The following is a 26573-nucleotide window of genomic DNA, read 5'->3' as shown; positions in this document are numbered from 1 at the left end:
CATGAAGGGAGGAAAAGAAGATGGCAAAATTTGATTTACACCAGTTATTAAATGAACGGTCAAAGGCGGCAGCAGTTGAGCGTACCCAGGAGCCACACCCGGCGGAAAGCATGGAGCAGTTGACCCTGGACGTTTACGATCTTATCCCGTCAAAGGAAAATTTCTACAGCGTGGAATATATTAACGATCTGAAACAGTCCATTTCCCTGGTGGGCGTGTTACAGCCTCTTCTGGTAAAGCGTGACGGTGATAAATACCGCATTAAGGCGGGGCACCGCCGCCGCCTGGCCTGCATGGCGCTGGCGGATGAAGGCCAGGAAAAGTTCCGTTTCGTCCCGTGTGTTATCCGGCAGGAGGCGGAGGAAGAGAAAACCGGGAATGTAAATACTATCCTGGACCGTTTGACGCTGATCTTTGCTAACGGCTTCCGGGAAAAGACAGACTGGGAGAAGATGGAAGAAGCGTTGCAAACGGAAGCGCTGGTGCTGGAACTACGGAAAGAAATAAGCCTGGAAGGGCGCACCCGTTCCATACTGGCGGAGTTTACAGGCATTAAAGAAGCACAACTGGGGAGGTATAAGGCAATCAAGAATAACCTTTGCCCCCAGCTTATGGCGGAATTTAAGGCAAACAATATAAACATTTCAACGGTTTATGAATTATCTGGTTTATCATCCGAATACCAGCAAAGAGCCTGTGAAATGTACATGGAAAACGGTATTCTGTCAATCAGTGACGCAAAGACGCTGAAAAAACAGGAAGAGGCCGCCCAGCAGATACCGGGACAGATGGAATGGCCGGAAAGGGAAACGCCTGCCCGGCAGCAGGAAGAAACGGAAGAAGAGGAATACCAGGAAGAAGAGGAAACAGAGCAGGAAGAGGTGGAAGAAACTGCCCAGGAAGCCCAGGAACGCCCCCAGGAGCGGGAAAAAGAGGTAAGGGAAGACGATAACACCCAGGAGGCAGAAAACCGCCAGGAAACGCCCCAGGAGCAGCCACAGGTGGTATATGTGGAGCGCCAGACAGAAAAACAGCACGGGTGCGCTTTCTGCCACCCGCAGCACCACCGGGAAGTCAGCACGGCGGAAGGCGGTTTTCTGCTGGCGTATGAGCCGGAAGGCCACACGGTACAGGTGATAAACAAAGAAACCGGGATTGTGGAAAGCATTGTATTTCACTGCTGCCCGATGTGCGGCAGAAAACTGGTATAAGGGGGAACGGATATGGTACAGGTAAATTTGGATAATTTCAGCGTGAAGCAGATTGCCCAGTCCGGGCAATGCTTCCGCATGAATGAAATCAAACCGGGAGTTTTCCAGGTGATTGCATACGGAAAGCGCCTGGTTGTGGAGCAGGAAGGGCAGCGAGTAACATTTCACTGCGAAGAGAAGGAATATAAGGACCTGTGGCGGCGGTATTTTGACCTGGAAACCAATTACCGCTATTACATAGACCATATAGACCCGGAAGACCCGTATTTGACCGCAGCGGTAAAGGTTGGCGGCGGAATACGGATTTTGCGGCAAGAATTGTGGGAAACAATGGTCAACTTCATTATTTCCCAGAATAACAGCATACCACGGATACAAAAGAGCATTGAAACCTTGTGTTTATTCTGCGGAAAAGGCCATGAAGAGGCTGACGGGGTATGGTATGAATTTCCACGCCCGGAAGCGTTACTGGTGGAAGAAGACCTGGCCTCGGCAAAATTGGGGTATAGGGCAAAATATATCACCGAACTGGCAAAGAATGTTACGGACGGCGTGATCAGCCTGGAAGCCCTGGCCGCCATGGAGCAGGAAGAGGCCGGGAACTATCTGAAAAGCATTTACGGAGTAGGCGCAAAGGTTGCGGATTGTATTCAACTTTTCAGTCTTCACCAGTTGGACAGTTTCCCTATTGACACATGGATAAAGCAGATCATAAGCGCCAAATATGGCGGAAAGTTTCCCGTTGAAATGTACAGCGGGTTTGCGGGGGTTATTCAGCAGTATATTTTCTATTACGCCCGGCAAAGGGCAGAAAAGAAGGCGTAACCGCTGGGGGCGGCAGTTACGCTGGCATGACTTCAAAGACAGTCCGCCGTAAATTGAAAAGACGGAGGAAATAGCATGGCAACTATGAAAAAAAGCAAAGTGGTGGAAATATTGACCTTCTACCGAAACATTGACGGGGAAATCCGGCTGTACAAGTCCACGGTGGCGGACCTGGAAGCCTATTACGAACCGTTAAGCGCACAGCCGCTGGACGGTATGCCGAGGGGAAAAAACAGCGTATCACAACCAACTGAAACCATAGCATTGAATTTGCCGGACAACCTGCGGGAAGATATAGAATTTTATAATTCTAAAATCAGTGCCCTGTATAAACTGAAAACAGAAATTCTGAAAGAGGTTTCCGGGTTGGAACTGAAATTCAAGTGCATAATTACAGACTATTATTTGCATGGTTTGAAATGGGAGCAGGTTTCGGTACGGAACCATTATTCTGAACGGCAGTGTAAAAATATCAGAAACACAGCCGTTGAAACGCTGGCGGCCAGGTTTGAAAACAACCCGGCTATTGCGGATTTTAAGATCACAGCATAAAGATTGCCCGCTATTGCCCGTTTTTTCTGATATAATGGCAAGTGAAACAAAGGTGGAAAGCCTTTGAAGTCAGCCCCCCAAGAAATGACAGGCTTTTGAATTTATTTTCACAGCCTGTCATTTTTTATTATTTCCGCAGAAATGGGGGTATTGAAAGAATGAAAACAAACGAAAGGCGGTGAAGCCATGGGAAGACCACGGAACCCAAAACGGGATGAAGCAAAGAAAAAGTACCTGGATGGTGGCGGCCAGATCAGCACCAAGGAACTGGCGGCGGCAGCAGGTGTGCCGGAAAGCCGCATAAGGAAATGGAAATCAGAAGACCGATGGGATGAAGCCCTAAAGAGCATACCCAAAAAGAGAGGGGGACAACCTGGCAATAAAAACGCCGCCGGAAAAACCCCTGCAAAAAATGGCAATAAAAATGCTGTCACGCATGGGGCTTTTGCACAAGCAGGAATTGAAGATATACCAGAGGACCAGGCGGCGGCTATTATGAGCATGAAGCCTGGTGAAACCATGTTACGAATGAATGAGGAATTGCAGGGGCTTCTGGTACGCAAGGCGTATTTGACTGGATTATTAAGCCAGTATACAGACCCAGAGAAGCAGGGGGAATATTATACGGACAAGATAGTCCATATGATAGTCCCTATGACTGCGGAGGATAAAGCCCAGGCAGAGGGCATGGGGCTGGACATGGGGCAGGCAGCAGACCCAGAGGGCGGCACAGAGAGCATGAAAACGGCCATGAAGACAGTCATTAAAGCAAGCCCTTTTGACCGTGCCATGAAGGTGGAAACAGAACTAAACAAACTGAATGGGCGTATCATTAAACTGTTGGACAGCATGAGAGCGCAGGAGATGGAAACCCAGCGCATAGAGTTGGAAAAACTTAAATACAACCTGGCGAAGCAGAAGGCCCTGGGTGAGTTCGATGTTGACCCAGAAGAGGGAGAGGGCGAAGAGTAGGCAGCACCCGGCGGGATTGCGGGTAGGTTCTTTCGGCGCCCGGCGGGACTGCGGGTACAGAGACGCCCAGGCCCTGCCTATCTACAATTCAAAAAAAATCGCTTCCGGGAAAGGCGGTGAAAAAATAAAGGGGGTGTGCAAAAAAATGAAGCTATACACAGCCGCCGTGGTTGCAAAGTGGCTTGACATATCGGAAAGAAGGGTGCGGCAGTTGCGTGATGAAAAGGTCCTGGAAGAAGCCAGACCGGGGCTGTACAGCTTAAAAGATTGCATACACCGTTATATTGAGTATCTGCGTAAAGACGGAACGGAGGACGCCGCCGTGGACTATAACCAGGAGCGGGCAAAGCTGGTGCGGACGAAGAGAGAACGCCAGGAACTGGAATTGCAACTGGAACGCCGGGAAGCCCTGGCCGCCAGTGAGGTGGAAGAAGTTATGACCGATATGCTTTTACGCTTCCGCCAAAGGGTGCGGGCTATCCCGGTAAAATTAAGTCCGACTCTGGCAACGGAAACGGACCAGACGGAAATATTCCTGGCACTGAAACGGGCAACAGATGAAGCCCTGGAAGAGTTAGCAGACTTTGACAGTGCATTTTCAACACAGGAAGGACAGGAGGGGACAGACGATGGAACAATACGCCAAGACGATATATAGGCGGATTTTTTCAAAACTGAAACCACCGCCGGAAATGAAAATGTCTGACTGGGCGGACCAGTACAGAAGACTTTCCCAGGGCGCTTCCGCAGAACCGGGGCGCTGGCGCACGGAAAAAGTGCCGCACCAAAAAGAAATCATGGACACTATCGCAGACGTAAAAGTCAAAAAAGTGGTAGTCATGTCTTCTGCCCAGATCGGAAAGACGGAAGGTGCTGTGCTGAATACAATCGGTTACTATATGCACTATGACCCGGCCCCGGTACTGATCATGCAGCCTACAATCCAGATGGCAGAAGCATTTTCAAAGGACCGTCTTTCAAAAATGTTGCAAGATACCCCGGTACTGTCCGGCCTGGTAAATGACAAGGGGCGGAACACTGGAAACACTATACTGCAAAAAATCTTTCCGGGCGGCCATATTACTATGGTAGGAGCGAACAGCCCTTCTTCTCTGGCTTCCCGTCCCATCCAGATACTGCTGGCGGATGAGGTGGACAGATACCCGGCCACCGCAGGAAAAGAGGGGGACCCGCTTTTTCTGGCGTCTGAACGTCTGACTACATTTTGGAATAGCAAGGAAGTGTATGTGTCAACGCCGACAATTAAAGACGCTTCCCGGATTGAAATTGAATACCAGCACAGTTCACAGGGGGAATGGAACGTGCCGTGCCCAGAGTGCGGAGAGTTGCAACCCCTGGAATGGTCCGGCGTGGTGTTTGACCGGGACAATTTGGATAGTATCCAGTATGCCTGTGCAAAATGTGGGTGCATATCGCCGGAAGCGGCATGGAAAAAGCATTTCAAGGAAGGACGGTACATACACGCAGACCCGGAAAACCCGGTAAAAGGGTTCCACCTTAATGCCCTGGGGTCTACACTGGCCCAGTGGAAAGACATTGCGGAAAAGTTCATCCTGGCAAACGAAGAAAAGAAAAAAGGTAATATAGAACCATTGAAGTCATGGACCAATACAAAAATGGGTCAAACCTGGGAAGAAGAAGGAACCCAGGTGGATGACGAAGAACTTTTGAAACGCCGGGAGCGGTACAACTGCGAAGTTCCGCCGGAAGTGCTGTATTTAACTGCCGGAGTGGATACCCAGGATGACCGTTTTGAAATTGAAGTAGTGGGCTGGGGCGCAGAATATGAAAGCTGGGGCATACAGTATTCTGTCCTGTACGGAGATACAAGCAACCTACAGCACCAGGTATGGGCTGATCTGGACGCATTTCTGGCGCAGACTTTCCAGAAGCCGGACGGCACCCGCATGAAAATTATTTGTACCTGCGTGGACAGCGGCGGCCACCGCACAAACCAGGTATACAAGTTTTGTAAAGCCCGATTCAACCGCCGGATTTTTGCTATAAAGGGAAGTAATGACAGCGCAGCGGCATATATCCAAAAACCTACGAAAAGCAACCGTGAACAGGCGTATTTGTTTACCCTGGGCGTAGACACAGGAAAAAGCCTTCTGTTACAGCGCCTACAGGTGGAGGAAGAGGGACCGGGATATTGTCATTTTCCGAAGGAAGAAAACAAGGGATACGGTGAAAGTTATTTCATAGGCTTAACCGCAGAAAAACAGGTGCTGGTCTACAAAAAAGGCCGCCCGTTTTTTGAGTGGCGTATAAAAGACGCCGCCCACAAGAGAAATGAAGCCCTGGACTGCCGGAACTATGCTTCCGCAGCCATAGAAATTTCCGGGGTTCCGCTAAAGAAACCAGACACACCGCAAAAAACAACACCGCCCCCGAAAAAGAAAAGGGGCAGAAGAACGAATGGAGGTATTTTATAATGGCAGGAATTACATTAAAGACGGCAAAAACCCACCTTGACGCATGGCTTGACGCAGAACTGGCCTGCACCACAAACCAGTCATACACAATCGGCAGCAGGACACTGACACGGGCGGACCTGGCAGAAATCCGGGAAACTATCCGATATTGGCAGGGAATGGTCACAAAGTTGGAAAGCCAGGAAAAATACGGCAGTAGGAACGCAGTCCGCAGGGTTGTGCCCCGTGATCTGTAAAGATTGCCCGCCATTGCCTGTTTTTCCGTGGTAAAATAGTACCGTCAAAATAGGTTAAGAGGAAAAGCACCCGTAAAAAGGTGCTTTTTTCATGCCCTGGGAGGTGAGAAAATGGGCATTTTGGGGAAGACGCTTGACAATATCATTACTTCAATAGACCCGGAAAAGGGGCTGAAAAGAATGGCCGCAAGACAGAAAATGGATATTCTGAACAGCGGATATGGAAATTATGGTGCCAGTAGCTATAAAAAATCTCTGGCCGGATGGCTGTATAGCGGCGGGTCATCCCGTGAGGATATAGAAGACAATCTAAATGTATTGCGGCAGCGGTCCCGTGACCTGTACATGGGCGTACCGCTGGCAACAGGGGCAATTAAAACCATGCGAACCAATGTAGTGGGGCGTGGGTTGAGATTAAAGCCAACGATTGACCGGGAAGTCCTGGGGATTGAAGCAGAGGACGCACACGCCCTGGAAAGGCAGATCGAAAGAGAATGGGCACTGTGGGCAGATAGTCCAGACTGTGACGCTGCCCGCCTGGATAATTTCTATGAGTTGCAGCAGTTGGCTTTCTTGTCCTGGCTTATGTCCGGGGACTGCCTGGTCTTAATGCCGATGAAACCCAGGAAAAACCAACCGTATGATCTGCGGGTCCGGCTGATCGAAGCAGACCGACTTTCCAGCCCCGGCGGATATGACACTATTGACGATCATATCATAGGCGGCGTGGAAACAGACAGCACAGGGGAAGTGGTTGCGTATCACTTTTCAAAGCACCACCCGCTTTCATATAGCGGAACGGACATGGAATGGGTGCGGGTGCCCGCATACGGAGAAAAAACCGGGCGGCGTAACGTCATCCATATTATGGCACGGGAACGCATAGACCAGCGCCGGGGAGTTCCTTTCCTTGCCCCAGTAATTGAAGCGCTGAAACAGTTGGGGCGTTATACGGACGCAGAACTTGTGGCGGCAGTGGTAAGCGGCATGTTTACCGTATTTATTGAAAAAGAGTCCCCGGAAGATGGGCCGCCGATTGGTTCCAGCATACCAGAGGAAATGCAGGTGGACGCAGAGGACGAAACCACCATAGAACTGGCACCGGGTGCAGTAATCGACCTAAACGAAGGCGAGAAAGCAAACGCAACCAGCCCAGGAAGGCCAAACGCTAATTTTTCGGGGTTTGTGGAAGCGATTTGCCGCCAGATCGGTGCCGCCCTGGAAATTCCATACGAACTGCTTTTGAAGACCTTTACAGCCAGCTATTCCGCCAGCCGTGGAGCGCTGGAAGAGGCGTGGAAAATGTTCAAAATGTACCGCACATGGTTGGCAACGGATTTTTGCCAGGTAATCTATGAAGAGTGGCTGGCAGAGGCTGTGGCAAAGGGGCGTATTTCCGCACCAGGGTTTTTTACAGACCCGCTGTACAGGAAAGCGTACAGCAAAGCAGAGTGGAACGGCCCGGCCAGGGGAATTTTGAACCCGGCACAGGAAGTAAGCGCCGCAGAAAAACGGGTGCAGAATGGATTTTCCACCAGACAGTCTGAAACCATGGAAATGACAGGTTCGGACTTCTACGCAAACGTAGAGCAGTTAAAGCAAGAGGAAAGCAAGCTAAAGGAGGTAAAGAACATTGCCAGCACAGAGCAGACCACAGCCCCGGCAGCAGGGGCAGAACCCGCTGGGGGTAACGGAAAATAAATTCTGGAATTTCATTCCGGGAACCGATACAAAACCCCCAGAACTTCTTCTGTATGGTCCTATATCCAGTCAGAAGAGTTGGTGGCAGGACACTGTAACCCCGGCACAATTCAACCAGGAATTGACCGCCCTGGGCGCAGTGGATGAAATCATAGTACGCATTAACTCTGGCGGCGGTGACGTGTTCGCCGCAAACGCCATTTACACCCGCCTGCGGGATATGGACGCTAAAGTCACTGTGAAAATTGACGGATGGGCGGCCAGCGCAGCCACAATTATTGCCATGGCCGGGGATGTTATCAAAATTGCCAGAAATGGCGTTTTTATGGTCCATGATCCTGCCATGACGGTATATGACACCTACAGAGCGGAAGATTTTGAAAAAATGGCCCAGGAATTACGGGTGATCAAACAGTCCATTATGAACACCTACGCCATGAAAACCGGGAAAAAGCCGGAAGACATTGCCGATATTATGACGGCAGAAACATGGTGGACAGGTGATGACGCTGTAAAAAACGGCTTTTGTGATGAGCTTATGTTTGAAGAGGCACAGACGGTTATTGAAAACGCCAACAAGGTGGTGGTCAATTCCGTGCCGATGGACTTAACAGGGTTTCACACCCTGCCGGAAAAGTTGTTAAACGGTCCGCACAATCCGGGCGGTTTACAAAATAAAAACAAGCAAAAAGGAGGAACACAGATGGAACCGAAAGACACCATTAAAACCGTTTCTGACCTGGAAGCTGCCTACCCGGATTTGGTAAGCCAGATTAGAAACAGCGCCACAGAAAACGAGCGCAGCAGAATTAAAGCCATTATGGACAGCGCCCCCAAGGGATTTGAAAAGATCGTGGAAGACGCCATGTTTACCAACCCGGTGGACGCAGGCCAGGCGGCACTGAATATTATTAAGGCACAGAAGCAGGCCGGGAGCCAGTACCAGGCAGGCGCAGCGGCAGACGCCCAGGCGTCTGGAATTGACGATGTGCAGCCGGGCGGAACCCAGACTGGCGGCGGTGATGACGGAAAGAGCGTCTTTGATCGTGCCATTGAAGAAGTGCTGTAAGAAGGGAGGAAAAAAACGTGGCAAACCTGGTTGAAAAGAGAGAATTTACGCCCAAGAAATTTTACGCCGGAGAATTTCCCGTGGTAACAGATACGGGAACCGCAGGCAAGGAAATTGCCCAGTATGACATGATCATGTCGGTAACTGACAGCACCAGCGGCGCTGTAACGCTGGAACCTGCGACCACCGCAGGTATCGCCAATGTGGTGGGAATTGCAGTAAACGCAGCGAAAGCAGAAGAACCCGTGGTATACATTATGACCGGGGAAGTATTTGCAGACGCCGTGAACATCGGTGCCGTTGACGCAGCAGCAGCAAAGGCAGCGCTTAGAAAGCTGTCTATCTTTTTGAAGTAAGGAAAAGGAGGAATAGAAAATGCCTAACACTGTAAGCATTTATGAACCCAGAACGATGATGGGCGTTATCAGAAAAATGCCGCCTGTTCATACGTTCTTCAGAAGCACCTTTTTTTCTCACGAAAAAACTTTCGTGACGGAAAAAGTGGACGTTGACTATAAGAAAGGCGCACGGAAGATGGCCCCCTTTGTTAGCCGCATGATCGGCGGGAAAATCGTACCGAACACAGGCTATCAGACGCAGACCTACACCCCGCCCCTGGTAGCGCCGGACAAGGTGACTACCATTGATGATATTTTGAGCCGCCAGCCTGGTGAAACCCTGTATTCTGAACGCACCCCGGCACAGCGGGCAGTCATTAAAATGCGGGATGACTTCACGGAACTGCGGGAAATGATTACACGCAGGGAAGAGTGGATGTGCGCCCAGATCATGCTGACTGGCAAGGTCATTGTCCTGGGTGAAGGCGTTTCGGACGTCCTGGATTTTGGTTTCACCAATATGGTGGATTTATCCAAGGACGCCAAGAAAAAATGGAAAGGCGGCACTGCCCAGACCAAGTATGAAGACTTGAAACAGTGGCATGAAAAAGTACAGCAGACGGGCTTCACCAACTGCAATGTGTGCATTATGGCTTCTGATGTGGCAACGGAGTTTATCAAGGATGAAAGTATCCAGAAAATGCTGGATACGAAAAATTATAATCTGGCCGTGATCAAGCCTACCCAGAAGGAAAATAATGTCACCTATATGGGAACTATCCATGAACTGGGCCTGGACCTGTACAAGTACAATGAATGGTATGTGGATGACTGGACAGACCCGGAAAACCCCGTAGAACTGCCCATGGTTCCTTCTAGCACCTTGCTGATGGCAAGCACGGGGGCACAGTATTCCATGTATTACGGCGCCATTACCATGTTGGACCAGAAAAGCGGTCTTTTCCAGACTGTGGAAGGAAAGTACGTCCCGGATACGTTTACCAAGAAACGCCCGGACCGCCGTTTCCTGTCTTTGCAGAGCGCACCACTTCCCGTTCCGCATGAGGTTGACAGTTGGCTGGTGGCAAAGGTGTTTTAATGGACTTCAAGGCCCAGTGTGACGCTGATATGGCGGTATTCCACAACGCCGCCGAATTTGCCACGGTTACGGGCTTTTATTATGACAGGGAGTGGAAGGAAGCCCCCGCCGTGCTGGACCATGAAGCCGCAGTGGAGCGGCAACGCAAAAGCGGTGATAATGCCCCAGGCGTTTCAGAAATCGCCGCCCTGGTATATGTGGCCCACAAAGACCTGGGATTTATCCCGGAAAGAAACCATGAATTTGCTGTAAAGGTTGCAGGAGTAATGCAGGAATACAACATTGAAAAGGTGGATTATGAAGACGGGGAAATCATCATGGAACTGGGGGCGTATGTTGAATGAGTGGTATAGGGATTGAAATTAGTTCGGAAACCATGGAACGGGTACAGGCGCTCCTGGCAAACATTCCGAAAGGAGCGGAAAGGGCGTATTCAAACGCTATAAACAGGGGGCTTTCCCGTGTGAAGTCTGCGGCCTGGCGGAATGTGAAGCAGGTATACACTGTACAAAGTAGCGCACTAAAAGACGCAACCAATACCAGCATAGAGAAAGCCAGCACGGGAAACCTTGCTGGCTTTGTACGTTTTGCTGGCTATAAAATCCCGTTGTACAAATTCAAGGTATCACCCAAACAACCAGGCAACAAAAAGCTGGTTCATGCCGCCGTAAAAAAGGGCGGCGGTGCCGTCTTTGAAAGCGCCTTTATTGCGGCCATGAAAAATGGTCATACTGGTGTATTTGAAAGAACCGGAGAACAGGGCATACAGAAACGACTTGCAAAGACAAAAACCAAAGGCGGAACACAGCATACGGAAAAGGTAAGTGAACTTATGGGACTTTCTGCCGCCCAGATGGTGGGGGAAGAAACCGTATCCACGCAGGTACAGGAAGAAGCGCAGAAGCTGGTAAATGAACGCCTGGAACATGAGATAGACAGGTTATTGAACGGTTACGGAGGTTAAGGGATGACACCCATTGTTTTACTGGATAACCTGGCCGAATTTGTGAAAGAACAGACGGCAAATATTATTTTACAGGTTCGCACAGAACCGGGAGCCGATAAAAAGGAACGGGCGGCGGAGGTCCACAAAATGCGGCTTCCCAAAAAGGAAGACAGCACACGCCGTATTCCGTACATACTTTTACAGATTTTGACCGGGAAAGACGGAATGAATGATCGTGGGCAGCAGGAAAGCACCTGCCAGATCAGAATAGTTGTGGGAACGTATTCAGAGGATGAAGACGTGGGCAGTTATGACGTTCTCAATATTATCATGCGGTTACGCACGGAATTACAGAGAAGCAGAATACTGGCCGAACAATTTGTTTTGCAGGACCCGCTGGAATATATCATATACCCGGATGACTACCACCCGTATTATTTTGGGGAAATGATAACTAACTGGTCACTGCCGGAAATTAAACAGGAGGTAGAACAGATATGGCTGTAAAGAACGCAGAAAAGGCGCAGCAGGCAGCAGAAACCGCAGAGGTAAAGAATACCACCCAGGCGGCAGAAAAGGCCCAGGAAGCGCCCCAGGAAGCCCAGGAGCAGGTGACGCTAGTATATGTTGGCCCGTCACTGCCTAAAGGGCGGCTGAAACAGAACAGCATTTTTGTTGGCACCAGGCAGGAGATTGAAAAAGAACTGGAAACAGTCCTGGAAAGTTTCCCGCTGGTTAAAAATATGCTGGTTCCTGTGTCAAAGTTGGCAGAGGCAAAAAACAAGGTGAAGAGCAGCGGCAGCGTACTGCATAAATACTATGCGGATATGGTTTCTCTGATCAGTGCCGCAGTAAATAAAGAGGAAATGGAGGACTAAAACATGGCAGTAACGCATGGAATGAACACAAGTAAGAAAGCCACCAGCGTTTCCACGCCCGTGACCGTTGCGTCTGGCGTCCATTTTGCTGTGGGCGCTGCGCCTGTGCAGATGGTAGGCGGGAAAATCAATGAAGTGATCATGCTGAACAGCTATGAAGAGGCTGTGCGGCTGTTGGGATATTCCGATGACTGGGAAAAGTATGATCTTTGCATGGAAATGTATACCGCTTTTGTGCTGTACAAGATCGCCCCGGTATTTATGGTCAATGTGCTGGACCCGGCGAAACACAAAGTAGAAAACAAGAGCGCAAGTTATACCCCGGTAGACAACCAGGTGACACTGCCGCTTGACGTGATCGCAGACACAGTGGAAGTGACAGGCAAGACCAAGGGAACCGATTATGAGGTATTTTATACAGACGCAGCGTGCGTGGTGGAATTTACCGAAGACACCACGGCAGCGGTAACAATCACCAGCAGTTCCGTTGACCCGTCACAGGTCACAAAGGCTGATGTGATTGGCGGCTATAGCGTGGCGAACCACAAGACCACAGGGCTGGAACTGATTGACAGTGTATTCCCTAAATACACCATAGCCCCGGATTTGATTTTGTGTCCGAATTGGTCACATGACCCGGAGGTGGCAGCAGTCATGGCAGCCAAAGGGGAAAATATTAACGGAGTTTTTGAGGCTGACGCAGTGATTGACCTGGCAAGCGCAGACAACGGCGGCGCAACCTATTATACGGAGGTTCCGGCGCTGAAAAAGAAGAACAATATCAGCGGCGTAAACCAATTGGCCTGCTGGCCCAAAGTAAAACTGGGTGATCGTGTATTTAACTATGCCGTACAGTTGGCTGGTTCCATTTCTGCTACAGATAATAATGATGATCTGGGCGGCGGAACGCCATGTGAAAGCGCTTCAAACAAGACCTTGCAGGCTGACAGCATGGTTCTGGCAAGCGGCGAAGAAGTAACCCTGGACGTACAGAAGGCCAATTATCTGAATGATAATGGCATTATTACTGCATTAAACTTTTATGGCGGTTTTGTATCCTGGGGCAATTACACGGCAGCTTTCCCGGCCACCACGGACCCTGTAGACTACTTCTATTGCATTAACCGCATGTTTAAGTGGGTAGCCAAAACTGTGGTTCTGTCCTATTGGAATTACATTGACCGCCGCCTTACCCGCCGCCTTTTGGACGCTATTTTGCAGGGAGTCAATAACTGGCTGAACAGCTTAACGGCAGAAGAAAAAATTCTGGGCGGCAGAGTGGAAATGCTGGAAAGTGAAAATAGCCTTACTGCCCTTATGGCGGGACGTGTGAAGTTCCACATTTATATCACGCCGCCTTCCCCGTTACAGCAGATGGACTGGGTTGTGGAATACGATATTTCCTATCTTTCCGCCGCCCTGGCAGCATAATGAAAGGAGGAAAAGACCATGCCTAAATCTGATCAGTTGGTCACAAACTTTGCGATCTATGAAGACGCTGTGGAGTATCTGGGAACTGGTGAAGTTGAGTTCCCGGAAATCGCATTTCTGGCCGAAGAAATCAAGGGCGCTGGAATTGCCGGAAACATTGAGGCTATTGTGATCGGCCACCTGGAAGCCATGACCGCAACATTTAACTTCAATACTGTTACGGACGCAGCAATCAAGCTGACGGAACCCCGTATTCACAATATTGACTGCCGGGTTGCCCAGCAGGTGCATGACACCCGGACGGGCAAAACCACCCAGGAAGCAGTTAAACATATCCTGCGGACCATGCCGAAAAAGTTTGCCCCTGGCAAAGCGGCGGTGGCGTCCCCGGCAGAGGCAAGCGGTGAACACGCTTGCTATTATTATGCCATGTACAAGGATGGCAAGAAGAAGATCGAACTTGACCCGATGAACTTTATCTGCTATGTCAATGGCACAGATTATTTGAAGGAAGTTAGAAAAGCACTGGGCAAGTAAAGCAAGCAGGAGCCAGCGGCAAAGCGCCGCTGGCTCTTCACTATATCACAAGAAAATGGAGGAAAAAAACATGGAAAATATGCAGTATGGACAGGAAGCACAGGTACAGGAGAACCAGGAGCAGAGCGCCCCGGCAGTGCAGAACACCCAGACCCAGGAAATTACCCAGGCCCAGGCGGCAGGCGTGGTGGATTTTACCCAGGCCAAAAAGCCGGAAGACAAGTCTTTAAATTATACCCATAAGTTTGCCAAGCCTGTGGAAATTATGGGCCAGAAGTACAGCAGCTTAACCTTTTACTTTGAAAAACTGACGGGTGACGATGTGGAGGCAGTGGAACTGGAATTGCAGCAGCGCAATATTGTGGTTCTGTCTGCGGAAGTTTCTTCCGCCTTCCAGTCTTCTATTGCCGCCAGGGCAGCAGGCATGGCGTCAGATGAAATCCGCCGCCTTCCCCTGCGTGATTATATGAAGATCAAGAACGCCGCAAGAAATTTTTTAGTAGCTGTGGGTTATTAAAAACTGAACGGCCCGCAAATTTTTTACGGAAACAATCGTACAGATTAGCCAGGCTTTCTCACACGCCTGTAAATTACTGGATGGGTCTACCGCTTAACCGCCTTTTCAACTGGATACGCAGCGTGAATGAGGTGGAGAAAGAGGATGAAGCCGCCCGTAACAACCAGAAGTAGGGAGGTGGAAAGAAAGTGGCAGGGTCACAAAGGGAATATGAACTGCTTTTCAAGTTAAAAGCAACCCTGGGCGGCAATTTCAGCAGTACGTTTAAGACTGCGGTTGACACCCAAAAGCGGCTTGCGGAAAGCGTGAAAGAGGTTAATTCCCTACAATCGAAGATTGACGGATACACGAAAGCCAGCGGCGCTATTGAAAAGAACCGGGGCAAACTCTCCCAGTTGACCGCAGAGCATGACCGCCTACAGTCTGAACTACAGGAAACCGCCCAAAAGAAAAAAGCGTTGCAGAAAGCCATGGAAACCGCAGAGGCTGACGGAAACATTGAAGACTATAAACGGCTTCAAAGCGAACTGACGGCTACAGAGCGGGAGTATGGCAGGCTGAAAGAGAAGTTAAACGGGAATAAAAGCCAGATACAACAGACCACTGCCACCATAGAACAACAAGAAAAGGCACTGGAAGAGTTGGGCCGGGAACTGCGGAACGCCGGAGTAAACACGGACAACCTAGAAGGTGCAAACAAACGCTTGCAAAGTTCCTATGACAAGTTGAAAACGTCACAGGAAAATTTGCAGAAGATCAATAAAGAACAGGCCAAAATAAAACAGAATATTTCCAGCACCAGGCTGCAGTTGGCAGGTACAATAGGGGCCATTTCAACGGTAGCAACGGCCTTTTATGCCGGTCCGGTCCGTGCGGCGCAGGGATACGAAACGGCACTTGCGAAGGTTTCCACGATTGCGGACACCCAGGCGGTGCCGCTTGAGAAGTTTTCCCAGGAGATCATGGCGCTGTCCAATACCACGGGCGTGGCGGCCACAGCGATTGCGGAAGACGTTTACAATGCCATTTCGGCAGGGCAGAAGTCTGGGGACGCCGTGAATTTTGTGGCAAATTCCACCAAGTTGGCAAAAGCCGGATTTGCGGAAACGTCACAGACGCTGGACGTATTAACCACCATTTTGAACGCCTATGGTATGTCGGCGGATAAAGTGGGAACGGTTAGTGATATGCTGGTCCAGATACAGAACAAAGGTAAAGTAACCGTTGGGGAATTATCCAGCGTTATGGGTAAAATCATTCCTACGGCAAATTCCTACAATGTATCGCTGGAACAGTTGGGCGCAACCTACGCCATTATGACGTCCAAAGGTATTGCAGCCGCAGAAACTACTACCTACGCCAACTCTATGCTGAACGAACTGGGCAAGAGCGGCACCACCGCAGACAAGACACTGCGAAAGGTAGCAGGCAGCGGCTTTTCTGATCTGATGGCAAGCGGCATGAGCCTGGGCGAAGTCCTTGCAATATTGCAGACAGAGGCCGAAAAAAGCGGTAAGACGCTGGCGGATATGTTCGGAAGCGCAGAGGCCGGGAAGGCAGCAGTTTCCTTGCTGTCAAACGGCGTGGACGGGTTCAATGCCAGCGTGGCCGATATGGTCAACAGCGGCGGAATGACTGACAGCGCATTTGCGCTTATGTCCGACACTACGGAAGCCAAGATGGCAAAGGCAAAGAACAGTATCACAAACCTGGGTATTGTTTTAGGCCAGAACCTTCTGCCTATTGTGGGCAACGTGGCTGACAAAGTGGCCGTTCTGGTCACTAAAGTGTCCGAATTTGCACAGGAAAACCCCAAGCTGGTGCAGACCGTCCTAAAAGTAGCGGCAGGACTGGCGGCCTTTAAGGTTGCAGGTCTGGGAGCAAAATTGGGCTTTTTGCATATTCATAGCGGCATCAAAACCGTACAGAATGTTCTGGAATTATTCAAGAGCCGGGTGGCACTTGCGGAAGTAGCAAGCATTGGCCTGGGCGGCAAGTTAAAAGCTGCCGGGGGCGGTGTGCTTTCGTATTTTGGGAATGTAAAAACTGCACTGGGCGGCGTTGGTTCAGCCCTGGGAAATATTTTACTAAATAACCCGCTTGCAAAATCCGCAGGCGGTTTTTTTGCGAAGATCGGCGGAGTAATCACAAGTGGCGCACAGGGTCTGGCAGGTAAACTGCTGGGGCCATTATCCGGTGTAGGCAGCAGCATTTTAAGCGTAATCATAAAGCCGTTTTCCCTTTTGGGCGGAAAACTGGGCGGTATTTTGTCCGGACTGGGTGGAGTTATCGCCAGAAGCCCCCTGGGGACTATCGGAAAATTTGTTGCGTCCGGTATCGGAAAAATCGGTGGCGTTATTGCACCGATTGGAAATTTACTTAAAACCGCACTGGGGCCGCTGGGCAAATTGGGAACCACGTTGCTGGGACCCCTGGGCGGAATAGCTGGAAAACTTTTCCCGGTAATCGGCATAGTAACCGCTGTCATTACAGCAGTCCAACTATTGCGGAACCATTTTGACGAAGTGCGAAACGCAGTAGGCCGGATATTTGGAGAAGGCGGACTGGCAGTATTTGACAAGATCGTTTCCGCAGTCACAGCGGCGGGCGAAGCGATTAAAAACGTCTTTTCGGACGGAAACCTGGGAGCAGCCAGGGGTAAAATAGAGGAAATTTTCGGAGCCAAGGGAACGGCGGTTTTTGACGGTTTTATAAGCGTTATTCAGACCGTGCAGGGCATTATTGGAAACCTGGTGGGCTTTATCACGGAACATATAGTGCCAGTTGCAGAACAGGTGCTGTCTGTGATCGTGGATAGCGTTATCCCTGGCATTTTGAACGGCATACAGATGGCCGCCCCGGTCATCATGCAAATTGTCCAGTCTATAGCGGACTTTATCGCAGGAATAATTCCTGTGATCGGTGAGTTTATCGCCGGAATAATGCCGATCATAAGCGAGATTATAACCTTTATTCAGACTTATGTTTTCCCGATTGTACAGGAGATTTTCAATTTCATAGTGGCGGAGGTCCTTCCGTTTATATCGCAAGGAGTCCAGACACTGGCAACCACGATTACCACCGTTCTTTCTGCGGTGCTTCCTGTGGTCCAGGAGGTATTTTCCACAATCTGGAATATCATTTCCCCGATATTGCAGCAGATTTTAACCACTGTGCAGGCTGTCTTACCGAACGTGCTTTCGGTTTTTCGCACTGTTTTTTCTACCATAGGTTCCATAATTCAAGCAGTGACACAGATTTTTTCCGGCCTTATCCAGTTTATAACTGGTGTCTTTTCCGGCAACTGGTCACAAGCCTGGAACGGAATAAAAACTATATTCCAGGGAGCCTGGGACGGACTGACAAGCATAGTAAAGGGCGTCATTAACGGAATTATCGGTATCATAAACGGCGCTATTTCCGCACTGAACAGTATTAAGATACCAGACTGGGTGCCCGGCGTGGGCGGCAAAGGAATAAATATTCCTACACTGCCAACATTTGCCAAAGGTACACGCAGTACGCCGGATACGTTCATAGCTGGCGAAGAAGGGCCGGAGCTGATCACCAACGCACCGGGGCGGGTAGTATACACCGCAGCACAGACCCAGCAGATTATGGAACGCAGCCAGCAGGCGGCGGCTTCCGTAGCGGCCATGCCGGAAACGCAAAAAGTAACCATGAACACAGCGGCACAGGTGCCGCAGGTACAGAAATTCTATTCAGAAACCCCGGAAACGGTGGAAACCAACAAAGCGCCGGAAGTTGTTCAGACAGCCGGAAGCGGCGGAGGCTACAACGTGACCGTGAACAATAACCCCACCATTGTGGTGAACGGTGACACGCCGGGCGATCTGGAAGAAAAGTTAGAGCAGAACAACCAGAAACTTCTGCGGGAGTTTGAAGAAATTACCCGCCAGAAGAATGAAGACGAAAGGCGGTCTGAATATGAGTAAAAAGACCTACACAACCATACAAGGCGATATGTGGGATAAAATCGCATACGAACAGATGGGGAGCGTCTTATACACAGACAAACTGGTCAAGGCGAATATCAGACACGCTGCTATCATCATTTTCCCTGCCGGGGTGGTACTGACCATCCCGGCGGTGGAGGATGAACCAGATATGCAGTTACCGCCGTGGCAAAGGGGGATTTTGGAATGAGTGAAGCCCGCCGGGTGGAATTAAGGCTGGAATTTCTCAATATTGACGTGCCGGATGATCTGGCACGTCATTTGCTGACGGCCAATTACACCGATAACGAAGAGGATAGCGCAGACGATTTTCAGCTATCCTACGATGACCGGGAAAGAAATTTAAACGGGTCCTGGCTTGAAGTGAAGCCGACTATCATTAAAAGCACCAAACAGGTAAAGAAACAGGTTGCCAAAACCGAAGTGATCAACTATGTGGTGAAGCGTGGTGACACGCTATGGGCCATAGCAAGAAAATACCTGGGGAGCGGGACAAAATACCCGCAGATCGCCCAGGAAAACGGGATAAAAAACCCGAATTTGATTTACCCCGGTCAAGTATTCCGCATTACTACCGGGGGCGCTGTTACCACCACGGTGACAGAAACAAAGGAAGAAATCAAAGTGGGCGCAGAACCACGAATGGTAAAAGTCACCCTGGTACAGAAAAATTGGAATGATACCGGGAAAAACGCCGTTCTGGATTGCGGCACATTTGAAATAGACAGCGTGGATTTATCCGGGCCACCCCTTAAAACCACGCTGAAAAGTACGTCAATTCCGTACACGTCCACCCTGCGGATGATGAAGAAATCACGCAACTGGGAGAAGATCAGCCTAAAAGCAATTACCCAACAGATTGCCAATGAAGCGGGATTGAAAATGCTATACGAAAGCAGCGATAACCCGGAGTATGACAAGAAAGAGCAGGTGCAGCAGTCTGATATTAGATTTTTGCAGGATTTATGCCACGCAGAAGGAAAGGCGCTGAAAGTTACTAAACTGTCCATAGTTATTTTTGATAAGCAGGAGTATGACGGAAAGCCAGCGGTTAAAACAATCACTTATGGAAGCAGTGATATTCTTTCCTTCCGTATGGCAACAAAGTTGACGGACGCAGCGTACACAAGCTGTCACGTTTCGTATACCAACACGGACAAGAAACAGACCATTGAATATACATATACCCCGGACAGCACCGTGGGGACAGGCCAGGTTCTGGAAGTCAATGAACGGGTGGCAAATACCCAGGAAGCCATGAGGCTGGCAAAGAAGCGCCTGCGGGAGAAAAACGCCCAGGAGTTTACAGCCAGTTTCAAAATGGTGGGGGATGTTCAACTGGTGGCAGGTATCGTGGTGCAGTTGCGTGGCTTCCAGGAATTCGACAAAAAGTACCGGGTTAAAAGCGCAAAACACAGCCTAACAGGCGGCTACACCACGGACATCGAACTGGTACAGATATTGGAGGGCTACTAAATGACGGGAGATAAGAAAAAAGAGGTTTTGGAGGTATTAAAAGAGATCGTAAGGATAGGAACCGTCCATGCCTATGACCCGGCCAAACGGATGGCAAGGGTTAAATTTGACAATTTGGGCGGTATCATATCCCCGCCCATTAAAGTGCTATCTCGCCCCAGGGTCATTGTGCCTGCGGATGGAACCATGGAAGGCAGCAAGGTTGCCGGAACTACGTTGAAATATGACAAAAACGATTCACTGTCCACGGAAAGTCATACCCACGCTGCCTATGTGACGGACTGGAACCCGAAAGTAAATACCATGGTTCTGTGCTTATATTACCCAGACGGAGGCGGTGACGGGTACGTTTTGGGGGAGGTGTAGCACATGGCAAAAATAGGCACGTTTGGGAAACTGTCCTTCATAGTGTCATCGAATACGGTAAAAACATTTGATGAACTGAAATGGGACACTTCCGCAAAATACGCAACCCATGACAGGCACTTAAAGGATGATCTTCTGGAATTTCTAGGACCGGAGCCGGAGCAGATCACCTTCAAAATGAAATTCAGCGTATTCCTGGGAGTAAATCCACTAAAGGCGGTCAATGACCTGCGGGGCATGGTCAGAAACGGCACGGCGGAACGCCTGGTAATTGGCGGCAGAGTGTACGGGGCATACAAGTGGGCGATCATTAAACAATCTGCCAGCATGGGCACCTATGATAATAAAGGGAACTGCTGGGCGGCAGAAGTAAGCGTGACGCTGAAAGAATACGGGAAGAGGTGATGGGATGGACGTTATAAGAGGTGACGGGCAGCTTTTGGCAGACATTAACCTGGACCCGCCTAATATGCACCAGGCGGTTTTACAGAATATCGCCATTATTCTGGACAGCATACAGGGGTCCGCCCCTATGCTGCGTGGACTGGGTATAAGTAGTGAATATTACGGACGCCCGCTAAATGTGATTGAAAATGAAATGGTGGCGAATGTATATGACCAGATCGAGAAATACGAACCAAGGGCGATTATTTCAAGTGTATCAATCGAAACAAACCACATAACGGGACAGCTTATTCCCATAGTGGAACTGGAAGGGGTGAAAGAAGATGGAGAATAAAGAATACCCAGATATTGAGTTTGTGGAAACCGATGTGGAAACCATAGAAAATTCTTTGATTGCCTTATATGAATTGATGTATGAGGAAATGACCGGGAAAAAGAAAAAAGTGTACCCTGCTTCCCCGGAACGCCTTTTTATAGCCTGGGCGGCGGCTGTCATTGTACAGCAGAGGGTCTTAATCAATGAAACCGCCAAAAAGAACGTGCCCAGATACGCAAAAGGGGAATACCTGGACAGCCTGGCAGAATTATTCAAGGATACACCCCGCCTTCCTGCTTCCCCGGCCATAGCGGTTTTTCGCTGTCATATTTCAGAGGCGCAGCCGCAAAGCGTTATTGTAAAAGCCGGAACCCGGATAAACTTTGACGGCAATATCATTTTTTCCACGGTGAAAGATTTGGAAATTAAGGCAGGGGATACTTACGGGGATGTGAACGCCCAGTGTCTGACTCCGGGCCTTGCCGGGAATGATCTTGCCGTGGGGCAGGTCAAGGAAATTATAGACGCCTACGATTATTTCTTGAAAATCGAAAACATTACCCGGACGGCTGGCGGTGCGGACGAAGAGGATGACGCCAGCTATTATGAACGTATGCGGGAAAGTATGGAGAGTTTCAGCACTGCGGGGCCAATTAACGGGTACATTTACCATGTCAAGACAGTTACCCCGGCCATAGCGGATGTGACAGCAACAAGCCCAGAACCTGGCGTGGTAGATATTAGAATACTGCTACAGAATGGGGACTTGCCCACGGACGCCGTGATCAATGAGATACAGGAAGCGCTGAACACAAGCGATATACGCCCTTTAACCGATATGGTGACGGTATCAAAACCCCAGGAAAGCCCGTTTGACATTGATGTGACCTATTATATACCCAGATACAGCCAGGCCGGCAGCAATATTATTGACGCCGCCGCAAAAGAGGCGGTGACACAGTATATAAAATGGCAGACAGGAAAAATGGGGCGTGACATTAACCCTTCCCGCCTTAACAGTATGCTAATGGCAGCAGGCGTGAAACGGGTGGAGATCAGAAAACCGCTTTTCGCCGTGGTGCCGGAAACGCATGTAGCAAGGCTGGGCAGCCAGCAGGTTCTGAATGGAGGAATAGAGGATGAATAACATTTACGATTTTGATTTTTCCCGCTTTCTTCCCGGAGCGCTGACCCATGACCCTAAAATGGTGACACTGGCAAAAATGCTGGCAGCAGAACTTCTGACCACCAGCGGACAACTGGATAATGTACTGATTTATTCCAGGTTCGATGAACTGCCGGAAGAACTGGTGGATGTTCTGGCATACGATATGCACGTTGACTGGTACGACTACAGTTACCCGTTAAAGGTCAAACGTGACTTGGTAAAAAACAGCGTCAAGGTCCATAAGAAGATGGGCACAAAATATGCCGTTGAAACGGCACTGGGGAGCCTGTGGCCTCAAAGTGAAATAGAAGAATGGTTCGACTATGGCGGAGAGCCGCACCACTTCCGGGCGGTTTGTGATGTAACAGAAGACCGAATAACGGCCAGCTTTAGCCAGTTGGTCAATGCCGTTAAAATGTACAAGCGGCTTTCTTCCCATCTGGAAAGCGTGGTCTACCAGACCAGAATTTCCTGTATCATCCAGACTCATGCAGACTATGTGGTCTATAAAACGCCCATGACGGGGCGGCTAAAAACTGGCACATATCCATACAGAAACATGAGAGGCGGCACAGCAGAGGCCGCCATTATTGTGGGCACAGAGGCAGCAGGCTTTATTTTTAATGTGCCACAGGCTGGAACTGTACCGCAGCGAAACGTCATTTTCCAAGGCCGCAAAAGCCATATCACGGCAGAAACCGCCCTGGAAATGTTCAAGTATAGAAATATACCTGCGGGCGTCACAGAAGCCGGGAAAACGCCGCAGAGAAGCGCCAGGGGCGGCGTTGCAACCGCTGACATTACGGCGCAGACAGAAGCAGAGGGAAGCACCTACGCCGTGCCCGTTGCGGGGACAGTGCCAGGCAGAAACACCCACCAGCAGACCGCAGGCGGGAGCGTAACAAGCCAGGCGGAGGGCACGGGGTTTAAGTACAATACAAGACTGTGCGGCAGTCCCCGGAAATTATAAAGAAAGGAGGAACCTGCCATGCTGGAACCGCAGGCATTTACAGATTTACAGACCTTCCTGGATGACATTATTTCTTATGCCATGGTCACGGTGAGCGGCAAAACGAGCAAATATCCGATTTACCGCCGGGAACATATGAAGGATGGGCGCACCGCCGTTTATATCCAGATTACCCCGGAGAGCAGCACAGACGTGACCATCCAGAAGGTACAGCTTTACAACAAAAATAACCAGCCATGGGCAACCAAGGGGGAAGGTATTTTGTTGCAGGGTGTACAGGAAGGGGTATTGTACCGCTTCACATTCAAATTTTTAGAAGAGGAGGTGTAAACGATGTATGAAGAAAAACTGTGGCTTGACCATGTAACGGAATTTGAAGACCGATACAGGGAGCAGACCAACGCAGACGGGACGATCACCCACATTCCCGTTGAAGGTGAGGTATTGCAGCAGGGCACACCACAGAACGCCCAGAATTTCAACCACATGGAAACAGGCATTTCAGAAGCCCACGCACTTGCGGGGCTTTTAGTTATTTCGGCAATTCACCAGGGACAGAAATTGGATGACCTGGCAGGCGAAACCATCCAGGTGACGTTAAACAATTCTGAAAGTTACCCGTTCAACAACAGCCAGAAGACCATAGCACTGGGAACTAACCGCAACAACTTGAATTACACTGTACAGCCGGAGATTGTTTCGGCGTCTGGCGGTTTCGTAAATGGTGTTGAGATCACGGACAAGCTGGTAAATGGCTTTAAGGTGAAATTTACAGGAAGTGCCACCCAGGTAGTTCTGAAATTATTCGTGAAAGGAGGCTTTTACAGTGGCTAACGTACAGATTAAGAGTGAAGAGCGCAGACAGCAGGAAGCGGCGGTGCTGCGTTCCTATGGCGTGTCTGGCCGGGAAACCCCGGAGCAGAGAGAAGCTGCCGCCGTCATTGTGGCGAGAAGCCAGGAAGCTATGAAGGAGGGAAAAAAATATGGCTACTAAAATCAATGTAGTAGAAAAGACACCAGGCCAGCACTTGGGTTATTCCGTAACTACTGAAAGAATTACATTTACCTACGGGGAAGACGAACTGACCGTGAAGGTATCGGCCAAGGAAAGGGACGAAGAAAACACCATTGACATTTGCCTGGATGACGACGGCGGGCTGATCAACGGCGTGGCGGAGAAGTCCCGCAGATATGCTGCCCAGGTGGTTATCCCTGCCCGCAGATATGTGGACCAGGAAAGTGACCAGAAGGGCGAAAACGGGGAAACCGTTATGGTCCCGGTAGCAGTGCCGTTTGATATGACACTTTGCACACTGATTTTATGGGGAATGGAGGAATAAAGGATATGCAGAATTTTGATGATCTGGCCCTGGCGGTTGCGTCTTTTGGGTCCACAAATAAAGTGATTTTTGATGACATTGGCCTGCCTTCCATTATGGTAGGGGTTCCAAAAATGAAATATTCCGATGTTATCACCGATGGAACCCAGGAGGTGCTGCCTTGGTGGGTTGTGGATGGCGTGGAAAAGGAAGTTATCTGGGTTTCCAAGTATCCGAACATTATCAAGCATGACCGGGCATATTCACTGCCCATGGTAGACCCGAAAGCAAGCCTTAATTTTGATACGGCGCTGGCCGCCTGCCGGAAGAAAGGCAACGGCTGGCACCTTAACCAAAACGGCGTCTTTGCAGCGCTGAACCTGTGGAGCCAGAAAAATGGCACTGTGCCCCGTGGGAATACCAACTGGGGAAAGAGTTACACCCACGCCCATGAAAAGGGTATCACCTCATACATTGACGAGGAGCATGACGGCGGCAGAACTGCCACAGGAAGCGGCCCTGTGACCTGGTATCACGATCACAGCCCGGCGGGTATTGCTGATCTGTGCGGCAACGTGTGGGAGTGGGTTTCTGGTATGCGCCTGGTGGATGGAGAAATCCAGATCATTCCGTATGGCAACGCCATGAAGTCCACCTGCTCCATGGCGGCTGACTCTACAGAATGGAAAGCGATTAAGCCGGACGGCACCCTGGTGGCACCCGGTACGGCTGGCACCTTAAAAGTGGACTTAAAGACAGCAGGAGCAACGCCGCAGATCGGCACCACGCTGACCAACATTTCAAGCGGCGAACAGTGGCCGTCTTTGCCGTTTAAGGACCTGGCAGCAGTTTCCGGCGGGACCATTCCCAAGATTTTGATTGCTATGGGAATGTTCCCGGAGAGCAGCGCCATTTATGGCGGTGATCGGTTCTATGCGAGAAATGACGGGGAGCGGCTTCCGTTCCGTGGTTCGAGTTTCCACAACACTTCCCACGGTGGGGCGTCCGCTGTCAGTTTGCACGGCCCCCGTTCCCACGTCAACACGAACTTCGGCTTCCGTTCCGCTTATGTAGAACTGTAAACCGGGAACCGTAAAACTGTGGGGGCTTGCGACAGCAAGTCCCCCCATATTTTTCACAAACTACAACAAAGGAATGAAGAAACATGGAGCAACAAAACGTAACGCTGGAAGACCTGGCGGCGCAGCCGCTGGACGGTATGGGGGACAATGCCAAAACGGAAGACTTCCGCATGAAAAACAAGGTATATGAAATTATCAAATACGGAAATATTGCGCTGAAAGATTTTCCGAAGTATGAGCGGGCAACCCTTGCCCATGAAATCCGGCAGTCAATGTATACCATTTTACGCCTGGTGATCACGCTGGAAAATAAGCACTATAAGAAAACCACGCTGGGAGAACTAGACACGGAAGTGGACGTGTTGCGGCATTTCATCCGCCTTGCGGCTGACCCGGATATGTACCCAGGAAAGAAACCTTGCCTTCCGTTCCGCAAGTATGAAAACTGGGCAAAGTTGGTGAACCAACTGGGCGGCCAGATCGGCAACTATGAAAAGTTTGTGAATGGAGTTTCAAACAAAGGTAAGAAGAGCGGCCAATAAAATGGCCGCCTTTTTATAGGGAAAAGGCCATTTAATCTGTGTCTGGGCTTCCGTTCCGTGGTTCGAGTTTCAACAACACTTCCAACGGTGGGGCGTCCGCTGTCAATTTGAACAACCCCCGTTCCAACGTCAACACGAACATCGGCTTCCGTTCCGCTTAACCCCAAACAAGGCCAGAAGGCAC

32 protein-coding genes are annotated in these 26573 nt (G+C 50.0%); all 32 read left to right on the top strand.

The window, feature by feature from the left end:
* The first annotated feature begins 20 nt into the window (after nucleotides 1-20).
* Nucleotides 21-1211 (top strand): ParB/RepB/Spo0J family partition protein, encoded by a 1191-nt coding sequence (locus LA360_RS29520; RefSeq protein ID WP_112482698.1) that lies wholly within the window; start codon nucleotides 21-23, stop codon nucleotides 1209-1211.
* Nucleotides 1212-1223: 12 nt separating this feature from the next.
* Entirely contained in the window at nucleotides 1224-2036 is an 813-nt protein-coding gene (locus LA360_RS04730; protein ID WP_112482697.1) for a DNA-3-methyladenine glycosylase family protein, read from the top strand.
* A 75-nt stretch (nucleotides 2037-2111) separates the two neighbouring features.
* Entirely contained in the window at nucleotides 2112-2588 is a 477-nt protein-coding gene (locus tag LA360_RS04725; protein ID WP_112482695.1) for a sigma-70 family RNA polymerase sigma factor, read from the top strand.
* Nucleotides 2589-2774: 186 nt separating this feature from the next.
* Nucleotides 2775-3560, top strand: a complete 786-nt coding sequence (locus LA360_RS04720) for a phage terminase small subunit-related protein (RefSeq protein ID WP_112482693.1) — start codon at nucleotides 2775-2777, stop codon at nucleotides 3558-3560.
* Between the two features lie 145 nt (nucleotides 3561-3705).
* Nucleotides 3706-4218, top strand: coding sequence for a hypothetical protein (locus LA360_RS04715; RefSeq protein ID WP_055176181.1), 513 nt, complete (start codon nucleotides 3706-3708; stop codon nucleotides 4216-4218).
* 40 nt (nucleotides 4219-4258) lie between these two features.
* Nucleotides 4259-6016, top strand: a complete 1758-nt coding sequence (locus LA360_RS04710; RefSeq protein ID WP_225537312.1) for a phage terminase large subunit family protein — start codon at nucleotides 4259-4261, stop codon at nucleotides 6014-6016.
* Nucleotides 6016-6252 carry a DUF6148 family protein gene (locus LA360_RS04705; protein WP_055176070.1) on the top strand — a complete coding sequence of 79 codons (237 nt, stop codon included), beginning with the start codon at nucleotides 6016-6018 and terminating at the stop codon, nucleotides 6250-6252. The genes LA360_RS04710 and LA360_RS04705 overlap by 1 nt, the downstream gene beginning before the upstream one ends.
* Before the next feature lie 111 nt (nucleotides 6253-6363).
* The gene (locus LA360_RS04700; RefSeq protein ID WP_112482691.1) at nucleotides 6364-7953 is read left to right on the top strand and encodes a phage portal protein; all 1590 of its coding nucleotides are present in this window, start codon (nucleotides 6364-6366) and stop codon (nucleotides 7951-7953) included.
* Nucleotides 7886-9022 carry a head maturation protease, ClpP-related gene (locus LA360_RS04695; protein ID WP_225537311.1) on the top strand — a complete coding sequence of 379 codons (1137 nt, stop codon included), beginning with the start codon at nucleotides 7886-7888 and terminating at the stop codon, nucleotides 9020-9022. Before LA360_RS04700 ends, LA360_RS04695 begins: the two co-directional genes overlap by 68 nt.
* A 17-nt stretch (nucleotides 9023-9039) precedes the next feature.
* On the top strand, nucleotides 9040-9378 hold the full coding sequence (locus LA360_RS04690) for a hypothetical protein (RefSeq protein WP_112482689.1): 339 nt from the start codon (nucleotides 9040-9042) through the stop codon (nucleotides 9376-9378).
* A gap of 19 nt (nucleotides 9379-9397) precedes the next feature.
* Nucleotides 9398-10459 carry a major capsid protein gene (locus LA360_RS04685; protein ID WP_112482687.1) on the top strand — a complete coding sequence of 354 codons (1062 nt, stop codon included), beginning with the start codon at nucleotides 9398-9400 and terminating at the stop codon, nucleotides 10457-10459.
* Nucleotides 10435-10803: a hypothetical protein gene (locus LA360_RS04680; protein WP_146774967.1), complete on the top strand. Its 369-nt coding sequence runs from the start codon at nucleotides 10435-10437 to the stop codon at nucleotides 10801-10803. Before LA360_RS04685 ends, LA360_RS04680 begins: the two co-directional genes overlap by 25 nt.
* The gene (locus tag LA360_RS04675) at nucleotides 10800-11423 is read left to right on the top strand and encodes a phage tail protein (protein ID WP_055176054.1); all 624 of its coding nucleotides are present in this window, start codon (nucleotides 10800-10802) and stop codon (nucleotides 11421-11423) included. Before LA360_RS04680 ends, LA360_RS04675 begins: the two co-directional genes overlap by 4 nt.
* A 3-nt stretch (nucleotides 11424-11426) precedes the next feature.
* Complete coding sequence (locus LA360_RS04670; RefSeq protein ID WP_055176051.1) at nucleotides 11427-11912, top strand: hypothetical protein; 486 nt, start codon at nucleotides 11427-11429, stop codon at nucleotides 11910-11912.
* Nucleotides 11903-12283 (top strand): hypothetical protein, encoded by a 381-nt coding sequence (locus LA360_RS04665; RefSeq protein ID WP_055176048.1) that lies wholly within the window; start codon nucleotides 11903-11905, stop codon nucleotides 12281-12283. Before LA360_RS04670 ends, LA360_RS04665 begins: the two co-directional genes overlap by 10 nt.
* A 3-nt stretch (nucleotides 12284-12286) precedes the next feature.
* Nucleotides 12287-13714: a phage tail sheath family protein gene (locus LA360_RS04660; RefSeq protein WP_112482684.1), complete on the top strand. Its 1428-nt coding sequence runs from the start codon at nucleotides 12287-12289 to the stop codon at nucleotides 13712-13714.
* Between the two features lie 18 nt (nucleotides 13715-13732).
* Nucleotides 13733-14251, top strand: a complete 519-nt coding sequence (locus LA360_RS04655; protein WP_055176042.1) for a phage major tail tube protein — start codon at nucleotides 13733-13735, stop codon at nucleotides 14249-14251.
* A gap of 70 nt (nucleotides 14252-14321) precedes the next feature.
* Nucleotides 14322-14768 (top strand): phage tail assembly protein, encoded by a 447-nt coding sequence (locus LA360_RS04650; protein WP_112482682.1) that lies wholly within the window; start codon nucleotides 14322-14324, stop codon nucleotides 14766-14768.
* Between the two features lie 188 nt (nucleotides 14769-14956).
* The gene (locus LA360_RS04645; protein WP_112482680.1) at nucleotides 14957-18724 is read left to right on the top strand and encodes a phage tail tape measure protein; all 3768 of its coding nucleotides are present in this window, start codon (nucleotides 14957-14959) and stop codon (nucleotides 18722-18724) included.
* Nucleotides 18717-18935, top strand: coding sequence for a tail protein X (locus LA360_RS04640; RefSeq protein ID WP_055176037.1), 219 nt, complete (start codon nucleotides 18717-18719; stop codon nucleotides 18933-18935). The genes LA360_RS04645 and LA360_RS04640 overlap by 8 nt, the downstream gene beginning before the upstream one ends.
* Nucleotides 18932-20221 carry a LysM peptidoglycan-binding domain-containing protein gene (locus LA360_RS30260; RefSeq protein WP_055176034.1) on the top strand — a complete coding sequence of 430 codons (1290 nt, stop codon included), beginning with the start codon at nucleotides 18932-18934 and terminating at the stop codon, nucleotides 20219-20221. The genes LA360_RS04640 and LA360_RS30260 overlap by 4 nt, the downstream gene beginning before the upstream one ends.
* The gene (locus LA360_RS04625) at nucleotides 20222-20587 is read left to right on the top strand and encodes a hypothetical protein (protein ID WP_055176031.1); all 366 of its coding nucleotides are present in this window, start codon (nucleotides 20222-20224) and stop codon (nucleotides 20585-20587) included.
* 3 nt (nucleotides 20588-20590) lie between these two features.
* A complete protein-coding gene (locus LA360_RS04620; protein ID WP_055176028.1) occupies nucleotides 20591-20992 on the top strand; it encodes a phage tail protein in 402 nt (133 codons plus the stop codon).
* A 4-nt stretch (nucleotides 20993-20996) separates the two neighbouring features.
* The gene (locus LA360_RS04615) at nucleotides 20997-21326 is read left to right on the top strand and encodes a GPW/gp25 family protein (protein WP_055176024.1); all 330 of its coding nucleotides are present in this window, start codon (nucleotides 20997-20999) and stop codon (nucleotides 21324-21326) included.
* Entirely contained in the window at nucleotides 21316-22455 is a 1140-nt protein-coding gene (locus tag LA360_RS04610) for a baseplate assembly protein (RefSeq protein WP_055176021.1), read from the top strand. The genes LA360_RS04615 and LA360_RS04610 overlap by 11 nt, the downstream gene beginning before the upstream one ends.
* The gene (locus tag LA360_RS04605) at nucleotides 22448-23446 is read left to right on the top strand and encodes a phage tail protein I (RefSeq protein WP_055176018.1); all 999 of its coding nucleotides are present in this window, start codon (nucleotides 22448-22450) and stop codon (nucleotides 23444-23446) included. Before LA360_RS04610 ends, LA360_RS04605 begins: the two co-directional genes overlap by 8 nt.
* Before the next feature lie 18 nt (nucleotides 23447-23464).
* Complete coding sequence (locus LA360_RS04600) at nucleotides 23465-23776, top strand: hypothetical protein (RefSeq protein ID WP_055176014.1); 312 nt, start codon at nucleotides 23465-23467, stop codon at nucleotides 23774-23776.
* Between the two features lie 3 nt (nucleotides 23777-23779).
* Complete coding sequence (locus LA360_RS04595; RefSeq protein ID WP_055176012.1) at nucleotides 23780-24280, top strand: hypothetical protein; 501 nt, start codon at nucleotides 23780-23782, stop codon at nucleotides 24278-24280.
* Nucleotides 24273-24440, top strand: a complete 168-nt coding sequence (locus LA360_RS04590) for a hypothetical protein (protein ID WP_166433716.1) — start codon at nucleotides 24273-24275, stop codon at nucleotides 24438-24440. The genes LA360_RS04595 and LA360_RS04590 overlap by 8 nt, the downstream gene beginning before the upstream one ends.
* The gene (locus LA360_RS04585) at nucleotides 24430-24786 is read left to right on the top strand and encodes a hypothetical protein (protein ID WP_055176010.1); all 357 of its coding nucleotides are present in this window, start codon (nucleotides 24430-24432) and stop codon (nucleotides 24784-24786) included. The genes LA360_RS04590 and LA360_RS04585 overlap by 11 nt, the downstream gene beginning before the upstream one ends.
* The gene (locus LA360_RS04580; protein WP_225537308.1) at nucleotides 24768-25847 is read left to right on the top strand and encodes a hypothetical protein; all 1080 of its coding nucleotides are present in this window, start codon (nucleotides 24768-24770) and stop codon (nucleotides 25845-25847) included. The genes LA360_RS04585 and LA360_RS04580 overlap by 19 nt, the downstream gene beginning before the upstream one ends.
* Before the next feature lie 83 nt (nucleotides 25848-25930).
* Nucleotides 25931-26389, top strand: a complete 459-nt coding sequence (locus LA360_RS04575) for a four helix bundle protein (protein WP_112482676.1) — start codon at nucleotides 25931-25933, stop codon at nucleotides 26387-26389.
* Nucleotides 26390-26573: the final 184 nt, after the last annotated feature.

The sequence above is a fragment of the Enterocloster clostridioformis genome, assembly GCF_020297485.1.
Lineage (GTDB): Bacteria > Bacillota > Clostridia > Lachnospirales > Lachnospiraceae > Enterocloster > Enterocloster clostridioformis.
The sequence above is the reverse complement of the archived record's forward strand: the minus strand, read 5'-3'. Positions and strand labels throughout refer to the sequence as shown.

Coding starts and splice junctions, on each gene's coding strand:
- LA360_RS29520 (WP_112482698.1), top strand. CDS start 21: ATGGCAAAATTTGATTTACACCAGTTATTAAATGAACGGTCAAAGGCG.
- LA360_RS04730 (WP_112482697.1), top strand. CDS start 1,224: ATGGTACAGGTAAATTTGGATAATTTCAGCGTGAAGCAGATTGCCCAG.
- LA360_RS04725 (WP_112482695.1), top strand. CDS start 2,112: ATGGCAACTATGAAAAAAAGCAAAGTGGTGGAAATATTGACCTTCTAC.
- LA360_RS04720 (WP_112482693.1), top strand. CDS start 2,775: ATGGGAAGACCACGGAACCCAAAACGGGATGAAGCAAAGAAAAAGTAC.
- LA360_RS04715 (WP_055176181.1), top strand. CDS start 3,706: ATGAAGCTATACACAGCCGCCGTGGTTGCAAAGTGGCTTGACATATCG.
- LA360_RS04710 (WP_225537312.1), top strand. CDS start 4,259: ATGTCTGACTGGGCGGACCAGTACAGAAGACTTTCCCAGGGCGCTTCC.
- LA360_RS04705 (WP_055176070.1), top strand. CDS start 6,016: ATGGCAGGAATTACATTAAAGACGGCAAAAACCCACCTTGACGCATGG.
- LA360_RS04700 (WP_112482691.1), top strand. CDS start 6,364: ATGGGCATTTTGGGGAAGACGCTTGACAATATCATTACTTCAATAGAC.
- LA360_RS04685 (WP_112482687.1), top strand. CDS start 9,398: ATGCCTAACACTGTAAGCATTTATGAACCCAGAACGATGATGGGCGTT.
- LA360_RS04675 (WP_055176054.1), top strand. CDS start 10,800: ATGAGTGGTATAGGGATTGAAATTAGTTCGGAAACCATGGAACGGGTA.
- LA360_RS04670 (WP_055176051.1), top strand. CDS start 11,427: ATGACACCCATTGTTTTACTGGATAACCTGGCCGAATTTGTGAAAGAA.
- LA360_RS04665 (WP_055176048.1), top strand. CDS start 11,903: ATGGCTGTAAAGAACGCAGAAAAGGCGCAGCAGGCAGCAGAAACCGCA.
- LA360_RS04660 (WP_112482684.1), top strand. CDS start 12,287: ATGGCAGTAACGCATGGAATGAACACAAGTAAGAAAGCCACCAGCGTT.
- LA360_RS04655 (WP_055176042.1), top strand. CDS start 13,733: ATGCCTAAATCTGATCAGTTGGTCACAAACTTTGCGATCTATGAAGAC.
- LA360_RS04650 (WP_112482682.1), top strand. CDS start 14,322: ATGGAAAATATGCAGTATGGACAGGAAGCACAGGTACAGGAGAACCAG.
- LA360_RS04640 (WP_055176037.1), top strand. CDS start 18,717: ATGAGTAAAAAGACCTACACAACCATACAAGGCGATATGTGGGATAAA.
- LA360_RS30260 (WP_055176034.1), top strand. CDS start 18,932: ATGAGTGAAGCCCGCCGGGTGGAATTAAGGCTGGAATTTCTCAATATT.
- LA360_RS04625 (WP_055176031.1), top strand. CDS start 20,222: ATGACGGGAGATAAGAAAAAAGAGGTTTTGGAGGTATTAAAAGAGATC.
- LA360_RS04620 (WP_055176028.1), top strand. CDS start 20,591: ATGGCAAAAATAGGCACGTTTGGGAAACTGTCCTTCATAGTGTCATCG.
- LA360_RS04615 (WP_055176024.1), top strand. CDS start 20,997: ATGGACGTTATAAGAGGTGACGGGCAGCTTTTGGCAGACATTAACCTG.
- LA360_RS04610 (WP_055176021.1), top strand. CDS start 21,316: ATGGAGAATAAAGAATACCCAGATATTGAGTTTGTGGAAACCGATGTG.
- LA360_RS04605 (WP_055176018.1), top strand. CDS start 22,448: ATGAATAACATTTACGATTTTGATTTTTCCCGCTTTCTTCCCGGAGCG.
- LA360_RS04600 (WP_055176014.1), top strand. CDS start 23,465: ATGCTGGAACCGCAGGCATTTACAGATTTACAGACCTTCCTGGATGAC.
- LA360_RS04595 (WP_055176012.1), top strand. CDS start 23,780: ATGTATGAAGAAAAACTGTGGCTTGACCATGTAACGGAATTTGAAGAC.
- LA360_RS04585 (WP_055176010.1), top strand. CDS start 24,430: ATGGCTACTAAAATCAATGTAGTAGAAAAGACACCAGGCCAGCACTTG.
- LA360_RS04580 (WP_225537308.1), top strand. CDS start 24,768: ATGGGGAATGGAGGAATAAAGGATATGCAGAATTTTGATGATCTGGCC.
- LA360_RS04575 (WP_112482676.1), top strand. CDS start 25,931: ATGGAGCAACAAAACGTAACGCTGGAAGACCTGGCGGCGCAGCCGCTG.